The sequence below is a fragment of the Rhizobium sp. P1_E1 genome (assembly GCF_056406015.1).
Genome location: NZ_JBFUAY010000015.1, coordinates 1 through 13,780, shown reverse-complemented (window position 1 = coordinate 13,780; position 13,780 = coordinate 1). Strand labels below are relative to the sequence as shown.

12 protein-coding genes are annotated in these 13,780 nt (G+C 59.3%); 4 read left to right on the top strand and 8 right to left on the bottom strand.

Annotated elements, in window-relative coordinates; translation table 11 throughout:
* Positions 1-46 precede the first annotated feature (46 nt).
* Positions 47-2,002: an acetate--CoA ligase gene (gene acs / locus AC1D1Z_RS08540; RefSeq protein WP_047622470.1), complete on the bottom strand. Its 1,956-nt coding sequence runs from the start codon at positions 2,000-2,002 to the stop codon at positions 47-49.
* A 232-nt stretch (positions 2,003-2,234) separates the two neighbouring features.
* On the opposite strand from acs, the gene AC1D1Z_RS08535 reads away from it, so the two are divergent.
* Positions 2,235-2,939 carry a DUF1013 domain-containing protein gene (locus AC1D1Z_RS08535; protein WP_007632151.1) on the top strand — a complete coding sequence of 235 codons (705 nt, stop codon included), beginning with the start codon at positions 2,235-2,237 and terminating at the stop codon, positions 2,937-2,939.
* A gap of 79 nt (positions 2,940-3,018) precedes the next feature.
* Here the strand turns inward: AC1D1Z_RS08535 and AC1D1Z_RS08530 are convergent, their stop codons facing one another.
* The 3 genes from AC1D1Z_RS08530 to AC1D1Z_RS08520 form a co-directional block, all read right to left on the bottom strand.
* Positions 3,019-3,954 carry a flagellin N-terminal helical domain-containing protein gene (locus tag AC1D1Z_RS08530; RefSeq protein WP_018244147.1) on the bottom strand — a complete coding sequence of 312 codons (936 nt, stop codon included), beginning with the start codon at positions 3,952-3,954 and terminating at the stop codon, positions 3,019-3,021.
* 155 nt (positions 3,955-4,109) lie between these two features.
* A complete protein-coding gene (locus AC1D1Z_RS08525; RefSeq protein ID WP_131605742.1) occupies positions 4,110-6,020 on the bottom strand; it encodes a propionyl-CoA synthetase in 1,911 nt (636 codons plus the stop codon).
* Between the two features lie 82 nt (positions 6,021-6,102).
* Positions 6,103-6,762 (bottom strand): YggS family pyridoxal phosphate-dependent enzyme, encoded by a 660-nt coding sequence (locus AC1D1Z_RS08520; RefSeq protein WP_477850152.1) that lies wholly within the window; start codon positions 6,760-6,762, stop codon positions 6,103-6,105.
* Positions 6,763-6,962: 200 nt separating this feature from the next.
* On the opposite strand from AC1D1Z_RS08520, the gene leuS reads away from it, so the two are divergent.
* From leuS to holA, 3 genes are read left to right on the top strand one after another with little or no spacing between them, the layout of a single operon-like run.
* Positions 6,963-9,593, top strand: a complete 2,631-nt coding sequence (gene leuS / locus AC1D1Z_RS08515) for a leucine--tRNA ligase (RefSeq protein WP_130653329.1) — start codon at positions 6,963-6,965, stop codon at positions 9,591-9,593.
* Positions 9,583-10,104, top strand: a complete 522-nt coding sequence (gene lptE / locus AC1D1Z_RS08510; RefSeq protein ID WP_018244151.1) for an LPS assembly lipoprotein LptE — start codon at positions 9,583-9,585, stop codon at positions 10,102-10,104. The genes leuS and lptE overlap by 11 nt, the downstream gene beginning before the upstream one ends.
* A 10-nt stretch (positions 10,105-10,114) precedes the next feature.
* Entirely contained in the window at positions 10,115-11,155 is a 1,041-nt protein-coding gene (gene holA / locus AC1D1Z_RS08505; protein WP_130653330.1) for a DNA polymerase III subunit delta, read from the top strand.
* Positions 11,156-11,259: 104 nt separating this feature from the next.
* Here the strand turns inward: holA and AC1D1Z_RS08500 are convergent, their stop codons facing one another.
* The 4 genes from AC1D1Z_RS08500 to AC1D1Z_RS08485 all read right to left on the bottom strand — a co-directional run.
* Positions 11,260-12,141, bottom strand: a complete 882-nt coding sequence (locus AC1D1Z_RS08500) for a ParB/RepB/Spo0J family partition protein (RefSeq protein WP_018244153.1) — start codon at positions 12,139-12,141, stop codon at positions 11,260-11,262.
* 32 nt (positions 12,142-12,173) lie between these two features.
* Positions 12,174-12,968: a ParA family protein gene (locus tag AC1D1Z_RS08495; protein WP_130653331.1), complete on the bottom strand. Its 795-nt coding sequence runs from the start codon at positions 12,966-12,968 to the stop codon at positions 12,174-12,176.
* 19 nt (positions 12,969-12,987) lie between these two features.
* Positions 12,988-13,605 (bottom strand): 16S rRNA (guanine(527)-N(7))-methyltransferase RsmG, encoded by a 618-nt coding sequence (gene rsmG / locus AC1D1Z_RS08490; RefSeq protein ID WP_131605744.1) that lies wholly within the window; start codon positions 13,603-13,605, stop codon positions 12,988-12,990.
* Between the two features lie 25 nt (positions 13,606-13,630).
* On the bottom strand, positions 13,631-13,780 hold a 150-nt coding region (locus tag AC1D1Z_RS08485; RefSeq protein WP_477850194.1), incomplete at its 5' end, for a hypothetical protein.

Here is a 13,780-nt window from a genome sequence, read left to right as displayed (position 1 = left end):
AACTAACGAGCGAGCCGCTCCGGGCGGGCCGGAGCGGCTCGATATGTCAGACGGTGGCCTTGTTTTGCCGGTTGGCGATCAGATCGTCGACGACGGCCGGATCGGCAAGTGTGGAGGTGTCGCCGAGAGCACCGAAATCGTCTTCGGCGATCTTGCGCAGGATGCGGCGCATGATCTTGCCGGAGCGGGTCTTCGGCAGGCCGGGCGCAAACTGGATCTTGTCAGGCGCGGCGATCGGGCCGATTTCAGCACGAACATGTTTCACCAGTTCCTGGCGAAGCGTATCCGATCCCTCGTGACCGGACATCAGCGTCACGTAGCAATAAATGCCCTGGCCCTTGATCGGATGCGGATAACCGACGACTGCGGCTTCCGAAACCAGGTTGTGAGAGACAAGCGCGGATTCCACCTCTGCCGTACCGAGCCGGTGGCCAGAGACGTTCAGCACGTCGTCGACGCGGCCGGTGATCCAATAATACCCGTCCGCATCGCGCCGGCAGCCGTCGCCGGTGAAATACTTGCCCTTGTAGGTGGAGAAATAGGTCTGAATGAAGCGCTCGTGATCGCCATAGACCGTGCGCATCTGACCTGGCCAGCTGTCGGTGATGCAGAGATTGCCGTCGGCCGGGCCTTCCAGCACCTTGCCCTCATTGTCGACCAGCTGCGGCTTGATGCCGAAGAACGGGGTCGTCGCCGAACCGGGTTTCAGATCGGTGGCGCCAGGCAGCGGCGTGATCATATGGCCGCCGGTTTCCGTCTGCCACCACGTATCGATGACAGGGCAGCGCTTGTCGCCGACGACATTGTAATACCACTCCCAGGCCTCGGGATTGATCGGTTCGCCGACCGTGCCGAGCAGGCGCAGCGAAGAACGCGTGGAGCGCGTGACGAATTCGTCACCGGCACCCATCAGCGAGCGGATTGCCGTCGGCGCAGTGTAGAAGATGTTGACCTTATGCTTGTCGATGACTTCCCAGAAACGGCCCTGATCCGGGAAATTCGGCACGCCCTCGAACATCAGCGTCGTCGCGCAGTTCGCGAGCGGCCCGTAAACGATATAGGAGTGGCCGGTGACCCAGCCGACATCTGCCGTACACCAGTAGACGTCACCGTCGTGATAGTCGAAGACATATTCATGCGTCATCGCCGCATAGACGAGGTAACCGCCCGTCGTATGCAGCACGCCCTTCGGCTTGCCGGTCGAGCCTGACGTATAAAGAATGAAGAGCGGATCTTCCGCCTTCATCTTCACCGGCGGGCATTCCGCCTTCACCGTGGCGATCTCCTGATGATGCCAGAGATCGCGGCCCGGCGCCCAGCCGGTCTTGCCGCCGGTGCGGCGAACGACCAGCACCTTGCTGACCCTGACATGCTGTCGAGCGGCGATATCGATCGCCGTATCGGTATTGTCCTTCAGCGGCACCGGCTTGCCGCCGCGCACGCCTTCGTCGCAGGTGATGACGAAGGTGGATTCGCAGTCGACGATGCGCCCCGCCAGCGCCTCCGGCGAGAAGCCGCCGAAGACGACCGAATGCACCGCCCCGATGCGGGCGCAGGCAAGCATCGCATAGGCCGCYTCCGGGATCATCGGCATGTAGATGGTGACGCGATCGCCCTTCTTGACGCCGTGCTTCTTCAACACGTTCGCCATCCGGCAGACATGCTCGTAGAGCTCGTTATAGGTGACCTTCTTGTCGATATAGGGGTTGTCGCCCTCCCAGATGATCGCCACTTGGTCGCCATTCGTTTTCAGATGACGGTCGATGCAGTTGTAGGAGACGTTCGTCTGACCGTCCTCGAACCACTTGATCGAAACCTTGCCGGTAAAGGAAGTGTTCTTGACCTTGGTATAGGGCTTGAACCAGTCGATCCGCTTGCCGTGCTTGCCCCAGAACTTGTCCGGGTTCTCGACGCTTTCCTCGTACCATTTCAGGTACTTTTCCTTATCGATCAGGGCGCGCGCCTTCACCGGCTTCGTGACCGGATAGATCTTCTCGGACATGCAACTCCTCCTCATGGGACATGCGACGGGCCGCGTGAGCTAGGAAGGGCCCGGACTTGAAATCACGGCAATTCATAGCAGTTCGCATCGCCACGGCAATTAGACAAAGGTCATTTCATTTCGGAAGAATTGCAATTATGCGACAGTGCGGTTATATAGCGGCATATTTCCCGGACATTGTGGTGACAATCCACGGACCGCGACCGGCGCGGACGATAGAAGGACTATATCCATGGCTCAAACACTGCTCATGCCGAAGGCGACCGCCATCTGGCTCGTCGACAATACGGCACTGTCTTTCGATCAGATCGCGCAGTTCTGCAAACTGCATCCGCTCGAAGTCAAGGCGATCGCCGACGGCGAAGCGGCGCAGGGCATCAAGGGCCTCGACCCGATCTCGACAGGACAGCTTTCCCGCGACGAGATTGCCCGCGCCGAGGCCAATCCGAACCACAAGCTGAAGCTTTCCGAACCGAAGGTGCGCGTGCCGGAATCCAAGCGCCGTGGTCCGCGTTATACGCCGGTTTCCAAGCGCCAGGACCGCCCGAACGCCATTCTCTGGCTCGTTCGCAACCATCCGGAGCTGAAGGACGCGCAGATTTCCCGCCTGGTCGGCACGACCAAGTCGACCATCGAGCAAATCCGCGAGCGCACCCACTGGAACTCCGCCAACCTGGCGCCGATGGATCCAGTAACGCTCGGCCTCTGCAGCCAGATCGATCTCGACATGGAAGTGGAAAAGGCCTCCAAGGGCCGTCCGCTGCCGACCGCCGCCGAGCTTGGCGCGACGCTGCAATCGGCACAGGAGACCGAGCGCCTGACCCCGAGCTACGAGCGCGAGGAGGAAAAGGAAAAGGAAATCGACGCCGATGCCGTCTTCCGCAAGCTGAGTTCGCTGCGCTCGGCCCCGAAGGACGAGGACGACGATCAGTACTGAGATATCAGCGATTTCATGAAAAACCCCGCCGGTATGAGCTGACCGGCGGGGTTTTTTATTGCGAATTGCCTGTTTCGAATTAGCTGCGGAACAGGGTGAGAATGTTCTGCGCCGAACTGTTGGCGATCGAGAGCGACTGGACGGCGAGCTGCTGCTGCGTTTGCAACGCCGAGAGCTTGCTTGATTCCTCTTCCATATCGGCATCGACCAGGCGGCCGACGCCGGAGTCGATCGAATCGTGAAGGCCGCTGACGAAAGTTTCCTGCAGCTGAATACGGGTCGAGATCGAGCCCAATGCCGAGCCCGCGGCGGTCATAGCGCCGAGAACCAGTTCGACACCGGTCAGGGCTGCGTCAAGCTGACCCTGGGTGAAACCGGTGATGTCGAGATCATATATTGACGCCATGACGATGACGGTGCCGCCATAGGTTCCGTTGAAGGCCGTGCCGATGATGCCGCTTGATGTCTCGATTGCACCGGTGCTCGTCATGCCGAAAAGCACGTTTCCAAGCGAGCCTGAATCGAGCACGTAGTCCGTCATCTTGACGGAGACAGCATTGCTGCCGTCGCGGACGAAGGACGAAACGACGCTCTTCGTGCCGGAGGCGCCGGCAACCCAGTTTTCGCCGGAGAAGGACGCCGATTGTGCGATGCTGAGCAGCTGCTCCTGCAGCTGGTCGAGTTCTTGCTGGATCTTCGTCTTGTCGACGCCCTTTTCCGTGGCGGCGACGATCTTGGCCTTGATGTCGCTGACGACATCGAGCGCGCTGTCCATGGCCGAATAGGCCGTGTCGACCTTGGCCGCGCCGAGACCGAGCGCGTCGGAGACGGCCGAAAGCGCCTTGTTGTCAGAACGCATGGTCGTAGCAATCGACCAGTAAGCGGCATTGTCAGCCGCCTTTTCGACACGATAACCCGATGAAACGCGACCCTGGGTGTCCTTGAGGCTATCGTTTACGCCGCGCAAAGTCTGCAGCGCTGCCATGGCAGCGTTGTTGGTAAGGATGCTTGTCATGATCCGTTCCACAATCGTTGAGAAAGGGGCAATCCGGACTAGGCCGGTAACGGCGACCGCGTCATGCAAAGCCTGCTATGCAAGCCATTGCCGTTAACAAATGCTTGCATCAACATGGTTAACAATTCCTCAATTAGGCTTACCGAAAGTTTAATTCACATCGGCAGGGAGCCTAAACCACGCCCACGCAGCGCCTCGGCAATTTCCTCTAAAATCGTTGGATCATCAATGGTTGCAGGCATTTTCCAGGGTATGCCGTCGGCGATCTTCTGCATCGTGCCGCGCAGGATTTTGCCGGAGCGTGTCTTCGGCAACCGGTTAACGATGATGGCCGTCTTGAAGGCAGCAACAGGCCCGATCGAATCACGAATCATCGCCACGACCTCTGATTCGATCGCCGTTGCGTCACGGGAAACATGTCGTTTCAGCACCAGGAAACCGCAGGGCGCCTGACCCTTCAGCACATCGATCACGCCGATGACAGCGCATTCGGCGACATCGGGATGGCGCGCACAGACCTCCTCCATCGCCCCGGTAGAGAGCCGATGACCGGCGCAATTGATGATGTCGTCGGTGCGCGACATGATGAAGAGATAGCCATCCTCATCGACGTAGCCCGCATCGGCCGTCTTGTAGTAACCGGGAAACTCATCGAGATAGGCCGATCGGAAGCGTTCGTCCGCGTTCCAGAGGGTCGGCAGGCAGCCGGGCGGCAAGGGCAACTTGACGACAATATTGCCGAGCGTTCCCGCCTCGATCGGATGACCGGCATCATCGAGCACCGCCATATCATAGCCGGGCATCGGCAGTGCCGGCGAACCGTGCTTGATGGGAAGGGCGCCGAGGCCAAGCGGATTTGCGGCAATCGGCCAGCCGGTCTCCGTCTGCCACCAATGATCGATGACGGGTATGCCAAGCATACGCTCCGCCCATTTCAGCGTCTCCGGATCCGCTCTCTCGCCGGCCAGAAAGAGCGCGCGTAGATCCGGCATGGGATACTTGTGCATCAACTCGCCGTCACCATCCTCCCGCCGGATGGCGCGAAATGCCGTCGGCGCCGTGAACAGCACCCGCACCTTATACTCCGAAACGATGCGCCAGAATGTGCCCGCATCCGGAGTGCCGACCGGTTTTCCCTCGAAGATCAAAGTGGTTACGCCGGCGAGCAGCGGGGCATAGACGATATAGGAATGTCCGACGACCCAGCCGATATCCGAAGCCGTCCAGAAGACCTCTCCCGGCTTCAAGCCGTAGATATTCCGCATCGACCAGTTGAGCGCGACCATATGGCCGCCATTGTCGCGCACGACGCCCTTCGGCTGGCCCGTTGTGCCCGATGTATAGAGGATGTAGAGCGGATCGGTCGCCTTGACGGAGACACAGGCGATCTCGGCGCCACGGTGCTGCGCCACCGCCGCCTCGAAATCCTGATCGCGGCCGCTGACGAGATCTGCCCGAAGCTCCGGTCGCTGCAGCACCAGACAGCGCCCCGGTTTCGAACGTGCGATCTCGATCGCCTGGTCGACCAGGGGCTTGTAGGCGACGATGCGACCAGGCTCGAGCCCGCAGCTCGCGGTGATTACCAGCTTCGCACCGCAATCGTCGATGCGCGCCGCAAGTTCGCTGGCGGCAAACCCGCCGAAAACGACGGAGTGAACCGCACCGATGCGGGCGCAGGCGAGCATGGAAAAGACCGCCTGCGGCACCATCGGCATATAAAGGATGACACGATCACCTTTGCCGATGCCGCGCTCGACCAACTCTGCTGCGATGGCCATCACTTCCCGAAGCACCTCATCATAGGTAAAATGGCGCTTCTCGCCGTTCATTGCGCTGTCGAAGATGACTGCAGTCTCGCCGCCGCGGCCGGCGGCCACATGCCGGTCCAGGCAATTGTGGCAGGTATTGGTTTCCGCGCCGGAGAACCAGCGGCCATAGACGCCCTCATTGGGCGAGAAAATCCGCTCCGGCGGCTTGAACCAGTCGATGTCATTGGCCGCTTCGCGCCAGAAGGCTTCGGGATCACCTTTCCAGGCCGCATAGGTCTGATGATAGCCGTTCTGCATCTGCTCCTCCCCAGGACATGCAAACCTCGATATCAATCTAGGCGGCATTAAGGGGAACAGGAAGCCCGACCAAAGCAGCGTTTCAGCGCGTGCCGAAAATTGCGGATYCCACACGCACGCTGGTGGCGCCGAAGGCGATTGCCGTCCCGTAGTCACCCGACATGCCCATGGAAAGTTTTCCGACGCCGCATTTGAGCGCGAGCTTTGCCAGCAGGGCGAAATGCGGTCCGGGATTTTCCTCGGCCGGCGGAATGCACATCAAACCTTCGATGGAAAGGCCGAGCTCGTCGCGGCAAAGGGCAACGAAGGCCGGCGTGTCGTCAGGAGCGATACCCGCTTTCTGCGGTTCGAGCCCGGTATTGACCTGGACATAGAGCCGCGGCGTCTTGCCCTGCCGCTTCATCTCATCGGCAAGCGCGCGGGCGATCTTTTCCCGGTCCACCGTCTCGATGACGTCGAAAAGCGCTACCGCATCCGCCGCTTTGTTCGATTGCAGCGGCCCGATCAGATGCAATTCGATGTCCGGACGCTCGACTTTCAGCGCCGGCCACTTGCCCTGGCTTTCCTGCACCCGGTTCTCGCCGAAGACGCGCTGTCCGGCTTCGATGGCCGGACCGATCGCGTCCGCCTCGAAAGTCTTCGACACCGCGACCAGCTGAACGGAACTCGCCGGACGACCTGCCGCGCGTTCCCCGGCCGCAATCCGTGATCGCACGTCGTTCAACCGCTCTTGAAGTTCCATTGTTCTGCCTCGACATACCAGCATGAAAGGATTGGCAATGAACTAACCAGCCAACCTGTGCTTGCCAAGACCCGCCTTCGCGAAATCGCTTGTGCGTGATCAAGATCAGACGCTTGCAGCGCCTGCAAAACTTGACGCTACGGTGGTTTCATGGTGAAGGTCTCGACCAACTCCCCTGATTTTCCGGAAATACGAATACTATGGCCACCGAACGTTATAATCCGCGCGATGCCGAGCCCCGCTGGCAGCAGAAATGGAATGAAGACAAGGTCTTCGAGACCGACAATGCCGATCCGCGCGAAAAATATTACGTCCTCGAAATGTTCCCCTATCCGTCGGGGCGCATCCATATGGGCCATGTCCGCAATTACGCCATGGGCGATGTCGTCGCCCGCTATAAGCGCGCCCGCGGCTACAACGTGCTGCATCCGATGGGCTGGGACGCCTTCGGCATGCCGGCAGAGAATGCCGCCATGGAGCGTGGTGTTCACCCCGCCTCCTGGACCTACCAGAATATCGGCTCAATGAAGGCGCAGCTGAAGGCCATGGGGCTTTCACTGGACTGGAGCCGAGAATTCGCCACCTGCGACGTTGAATATTACCAGCAGCAGCAGCATCTCTTCCTGGATTTCCTGGAGAAGGGCCTGGTCTATCGCAAACAGTCGAAGGTCAACTGGGATCCTGTCGATAACACCGTGCTGGCCAACGAACAGGTGATCGATGGCCGCGGCTGGCGTTCCGGTGCGCTCGTCGAGCAGCGCGAACTGACGCAATGGTTCTTCAAGATCACCGACTTCAGCCAGGATCTGCTGGACGCGCTGGATACGCTCGATCAGTGGCCGGAAAAAGTGCGCCTGATGCAGAAGAACTGGATCGGCCGTTCGGAAGGCCTGACGATCCGCTGGGAGATCGTGCCGGAAACGGCACCGGCCGGCGAGAGCGAAGTCACCGTCTATACCACCCGACCGGACACGCTCTTCGGCGCCTCCTTCCTGGCGATCGCCGCCGATCATCCGCTGGCAAAGGATGCCGCCGCGAAGAACCCGGCTATCGAAGCTTTCTGCGAGGAGTGCCGCCGCGCCGGCACGTCGCTCGCAGCACTCGAGACCGCCGAAAAGAAGGGCATGGATACCGGTATCCGCGTCAGGCACCCGCTCGATCCCTCCTGGGAGCTGCCGGTCTATATCGCCAATTTCGTCCTGATGGATTATGGCACGGGCGCGATCTTCGGCTGCCCCTCGGGCGACCAACGCGACCTTGATTTTGCTCGGAAATATGGCTTGCCGGTGGTGCCCGTCGTCATGCCGAGGGATGGCGATGCCGCAAACTTTTCCGTCGTCGACACCGCCTATGACGGTGATGGCGTGATGATCAACTCCCGCTTCCTCGACGGCAAGACGACCGAGGAAGCCTTCAATATCGTCGCCGACCGGCTGTCGGCCGCTTCGCTCGGCAATGCGCCGCAGGGCGAGCGCAAGGTCAATTTCCGTCTGCGCGACTGGGGCATTTCCCGCCAGCGTTATTGGGGCTGCCCGATCCCGGTCATTCATTGCGATGATTGCGGTGTCGTGCCGGTGCCGAAGGAGGATCTGCCGGTCAAGCTGCCCGATGATGTCACCTTCGACCAGCCGGGCAATCCGCTTGACCGTCATCCGACCTGGCGCCATGTCTCCTGCCCGAACTGTGGCAAGGATGCACGCCGCGAGACGGATACGATGGACACCTTCGTCGATTCGAGTTGGTATTTCACCCGCTTCACCGCGCCCTGGGAGGAAAAGCCGACCGATCCGCAGGCGGCAAACCGCTGGCTGCCGGTCGACCAGTATATTGGCGGCATCGAGCACGCGATCCTGCACCTGCTCTATTCCCGCTTCTTCACCCGCGCCATGCGCGAGACCGGTCACGTGGCCGCCACCGAACCTTTCAAGGGTCTCTTCACCCAGGGCATGGTGGTCCACGAAACCTATAGCCGCGGCGCAGGCGCCAGCCGCGAATGGGTGGCACCCGCCGATATCCGCATCGACGAACTCGACGGCAAACGCCGGGCTTTCTTGCTGACGAACAACGAGGAAGTCGCGATCGGCTCGATCGAGAAAATGTCGAAATCGAAAAAGAACGTCGTCGATCCCGACGATATCATCGCCTCCTACGGCGCCGATACCGCTCGTTTCTTCGTTCTGTCCGACTCCCCGCCGGAGCGTGATGTCATCTGGTCCGAGGCAGGCGTCGAGGGCGCTCATCGCTTTACCCAGCGTCTGTGGCGCCTGATTTCCGAAGCCGCGGACGCGCTCTCCGCCGTCGCACCGGCGCCGGCAATCGATGGGGACGCGTTGTCAATCTCCCAGGCTGCCCACAAGACGCTGAAGGCGGTCCAGAACGACTATGACAAGCTCTGGTTCAACAAAGCCGTTGCCCGAATTTATGAACTCGTCAACGCGCTGGCCGCACCGATGACGAGGGTTGCAGCAGGCGAGGGTGATGCCACCTATCGCGCGGCCGTACGCGATGCCGCCGAGATCCTGATTCAGCTCGTCTCTCCGATGACGCCGCATCTGGCTGAGGAATGCTGGGCCGCGCTCGGCAATGCAGGACTGCTTGCCCGGGCAAGCTGGCCGCAATACGACGAAACACTCGTCATCGAAAACGATGTCGTCCTGCCGGTACAGATCAACGGCAAGAAGCGCGCTGAATTGACAATTTCTCGCGATGCAGATCAGAATGCCGTCACCGACGCCGTGCTGGATCTGGATGCGGTGAAGAACGCGTTGAACGGACAGGCACCGAAGAAGATCATCGTGGTTCCCCAAAGGATTGTAAACATTGTCGTCTGATATCGCTTGCAAGCTGGCTCGCAATGCCGGCATCGCCATGATCCTTGCCTCCGCGGCTTTTCTCTCCGCCTGCCAGGTTCGCCCGCTCTACTCCGAGAATTCCGGTGTCACTGAAAAGCTTTCCTCGGTCGGCTTTTCCCCGGCAGGCAGCCGCATCGAGCAGCAGGTTCGTAACCACTTGATCTTCCTTGCGTCGCGTGGGGCCGGCGAGCCTGAAAAACCGGAATATCAGGTCGAAATGCACGCCTCATCCACCGTTGCCGATACGCTGCTTACGGAATCCGCCGATACTTCGCGAGCCGGTCGTGTGACCGTCAGCGTCACCTACACGCTGCGCGCGGCGACCGACAATCACGTCATCAAGGCCGGCAGCCGGGCGACCACGGCGCTGGTGGATTTCCCTGACCAGGAATTTGCCAAGCAGCGGGCAATCCGCGATGCCGAAAACCGAGCGGCGGATCAGGTGGCGGAATTCGTAGGAGCCGATATCGCCGCTGCTCTCAGCCGCTGAGGGCGGAGATGTGGCAGAGATAAAATCCCACGAATTCGAGACTTTCCTGCAGAAATCGGCGCGGAACTATCGGATTTTCGTCATCTACGGGCCGGATCGCGGCCTCATTTCCGAACGAGCAGGCTTGCTCGCCGGTAAGACTGGTGTCGCGCTCAATGATCCTTTCTCGCTGACGAAACTCGATATCGGCGACCTGCAGAAGGATCCCGGGCGGTTGGTCGACGAGGTCCAGTCGATCGGGCTGTTCGGCGGTGAGAAATTGATCTGGATCCGCGGCGCCGCCAACGAGAAATACCTCGTCGATTCCCTGGCGCTGCTGGCCGAAAAACCACTCGAAGCCGCCTATCTGATCATCGAGGCCGGCGACCTGAAGAAGGGCGCGTTGCTGCGGAAGACCGCCGAAGCCGCGCGATCTGTCATGACGATCCCGTCCTACGCCGATGACAGCCGCGCTCTCAATGCCTTGATCGATACTGAGCTCGGGGCAGAGAAGCTCGGCATTACGCCGGCCGCGCGCCAGGCGCTCATAGCCTTGATCGGCGGTGACAGGATCGCTTCCCGAAACGAGGTTCGCAAGCTTGCTCTATACTGCCGCGGCTTCGATACAGTCGAAGAACATCACGTTACCGAAATAATCGGCGACGCCAGCGCCATCTCGGTTGACGACGCCGTCGATGCCATTCTCGGCGGCGATCTCAACGCCTTTTTGCACGCCATGCAAAAAATCAGCAGCTCGAAAACCGCGATCTTTCTCGTTCTGCAGGCATGCCTGAAGCAATTCCAGCTTCTGGATTCGATGCGCGCCGAGATGGATGAAAAACGGCTGCAGCCGCCTCAGATCATGCAGACGATGGGGCGGCATCTGCATTTTCGCCGCAAACCGATCATCGAACAGGCATTACGCCAATGGACCGCGGAAAGCATCGCGCGGGAATCCAATCGGCTGCAGGCCGCTATTCTGCAAAGCCGACGGAGACAGGTGCTAGAGGACAGCGTCGCAATGCAAACGCTTCTGTCCACCACCCTTCAATCCGGCCGGAAATCCGCCTGAGTAGCATCAGGCCGAGAATCGGAACCGATTTTCGGCCTGCACGATGCGAGGATTGAAAGAGTGGTGAGTGCGTCCTTTGCGCGTCCGAAAGGACGCACAGCGTTTTAGCGCCTTTCGAGCAAACGGCAGATTTCCTCCAGCTGCTCCAGTGACTTATAGGAAATTTTGATCTGGCCACCGCCCGCCTTGTGATTGATCGCAACCTCAAGACCGAGTGCATCGGAAAGTGTCCGCTCCAGCGCCAGTGTGTCGGAATCCTTCTGATCCCGTCGTAAGGCCGCCTGCTGTGGTTCCGACTGAGCCTTTATATTGTTCTGTGCCAGCTTTTCCGCGTCACGCACCGACATGCCCTTGGCAACGATCGTACGGGCAAGACTTGCCGGGTCAGATGTCGAAACCAGCGCACGCGCGTGCCCAGCCGATAGGCTGCCAGCGGCCAGCAGATCGCGAACCGGATCCGGCAGCTTCAACAAGCGCAAAGAGTTGGCAACGTGGCTGCGGCTTTTGCCAATGATTTCCCCAAGGTCGTTCTGGGTGTAACCATATTCAGCAATAAGCTGCTCATAGCCCAATGCCTCTTCGAGGGCATTGAGATCCGCGCGCTGCACGTTTTCGACAATAGCGATTTCGAGCGCCGTCTTATCATCCACGTCACGGACGATGACAGGAATCTCGATCAGCCCGGCAAGCTGAGCTGCGCGCCAACGTCGCTCGCCGGCGATGATTTCATATCGATCCCGCGACATAGTCCGCACAACAATTGGCTGAACGATACCGTGTTGGCGAATGGAACTTGCGAGATCATGCAGCTCAGCATCATCGAAGAAACGACGAGGATTGCGGGGATTACGGCTAACGAACTCGATCGGGATCATCCTGTCGGCACTGATAATCCGCTCGGCTTCCACCGGGACAGGCTGATCCATTTCACCAATCAGCGCCGCAAGGCCACGGCCCAATCGCCTCTTCGATACATCGTCATTCATGATCTACACTCACCTACACCCCGAAAATGATATTACGCGGCCAGCCTTTGGCGCTCTCGCTGGATGACCTCGGAGGCCAGCTGCAGATAGGCCTGACTGCCCGCGCACTTCAAGTCATAGAGAATAGCCGGCTTGCCGTAGGACGGAGCTTCAGAAACCCGAACATTGCGCGGAATTAACGTGTGGTAAACCTTGTCGCCGAGATGCGTGCGCACGTCATTGACAACCTGCTGTGCCAGATTGTTGCGCGCATCGAACATCGTCAGGACGATCCCCTGAATATCCAGACGCGGGTTAACCGTCCGCCGAACCTGGCTGACGGTCTCAAGCAACTGACTCAACCCCTCCAGCGCAAAGAATTCACATTGCAGCGGAACCAAGACCGAATGAGCTGCTGCCATGGCATTCATCGTCAGCAGATTGAACGACGGCGGGCAGTCCAGAAGAACATAAGAAAACGCCATGGCTTCGGGCGAAGACAACGCTTTCCGCAGTTTGAAGACCCGATCGCTTTGCTGCGAGATCTCCATCTCGATGCCGAGCAGGTCCATCGTCGACGGGACGATAAAGAGGTTGGGAACCGCTGTCTCGAGAGTTACGTCGGGGATCCCACGATCACCAACCATCAGATCATAGGAGGAAAGCTTGCGATCACGACGATCGATACCGAGGCCGGTGCTGGCATTGCCCTGCGGATCGAGATCAACGATCAACACACGCTCACCAATAGCCGCGAGCGCCGTTGCCAGATTGATTGCTGTGGTCGTTTTACCAACGCCACCCTTCTGATTTGCGATGGTGATAATCCGATGTCGTTCGCCAGCCATTGCCGCAATATCCCATCTGTTAAACCAAGCGCCGGAGATTTGATACTTCCAAGATAACGGATTCCTGCTCGACGGCGCTCTTATGTTCTAACAGATCGAATTCCCACCGACCACGTGCTTTGTCGATTTCCCTCAGGTAATCCCGGCCTTTGTGAAAAAAGCCACGACAATTTTCCTTGCCAAGCATCCAAGGGGCTGAATAGCCGAGGAGCCCGTCAAGATCGGCAAGGGCGCGCGCTGAAATCGCATCACATTCGCCAATCTTCGGATAGGCATCTTCGATTCGAAGGATATGCACGCTGCCGCGCGCATTGGTCTCCCGCAACGCTGTCCGCAGAAACGCCGCCTTTTTATGGTTGCTTTCGACCAGATGTACCCATCCGTCCTGCAATTCGGCCAGAAAAATCGCCGTAATGACGCCGGGAAAGCCACCGCCACTTCCGAGGTCGACCCAGCTTATCGGTTGCGGATGAATCTGAAAAACCTGGCTGCTATCAGCGATGTGCCGGTCCCATAAGTCTTCAAGGGTCGACGGCGCCACCAGATTAATAGCTTTCGCCCACTTCTGAAACAGCGCAGCGAAGTGTCGAAGCCGTTCCTGTGTTTCACGTGAAACACGCAAGCCGTTTAATTCCATTCTGAAAGACTCTCAAATCTTGTAATCAGGCCCGATGACGCTCAGGCGAGGGGAGGCGACGCAAGTGCACAAGAAGCAATGCGATTGCCGCGGGCGTCATTCCTTCAACGATTGCAGCCTGGGCAATATTGAAAGGGCGAGCAGCATTGAGCTTTGCCTTAAGCTCGTTGGAGAG

Excerpts from the sequence above, each read along its gene's own strand:
- AC1D1Z_RS08535 (WP_007632151.1), top strand. The coding sequence starts at position 2,235 with ATGGCTCAAACACTGCTCATGCCGAAGGCGACCGCCATCTGGCTCGTC.
- AC1D1Z_RS08530 (WP_018244147.1), bottom strand. The coding sequence starts at position 3,954 with ATGACAAGCATCCTTACCAACAACGCTGCCATGGCAGCGCTGCAGACT.
- AC1D1Z_RS08525 (WP_131605742.1), bottom strand. The coding sequence starts at position 6,020 with ATGCAGAACGGCTATCATCAGACCTATGCGGCCTGGAAAGGTGATCCC.
- leuS (WP_130653329.1), top strand. The coding sequence starts at position 6,963 with ATGGCCACCGAACGTTATAATCCGCGCGATGCCGAGCCCCGCTGGCAG.
- AC1D1Z_RS08500 (WP_018244153.1), bottom strand. The coding sequence starts at position 12,141 with ATGAATGACGATGTATCGAAGAGGCGATTGGGCCGTGGCCTTGCGGCG.
- AC1D1Z_RS08495 (WP_130653331.1), bottom strand. The coding sequence starts at position 12,968 with ATGGCTGGCGAACGACATCGGATTATCACCATCGCAAATCAGAAGGGT.
- rsmG (WP_131605744.1), bottom strand. The coding sequence starts at position 13,605 with ATGGAATTAAACGGCTTGCGTGTTTCACGTGAAACACAGGAACGGCTT.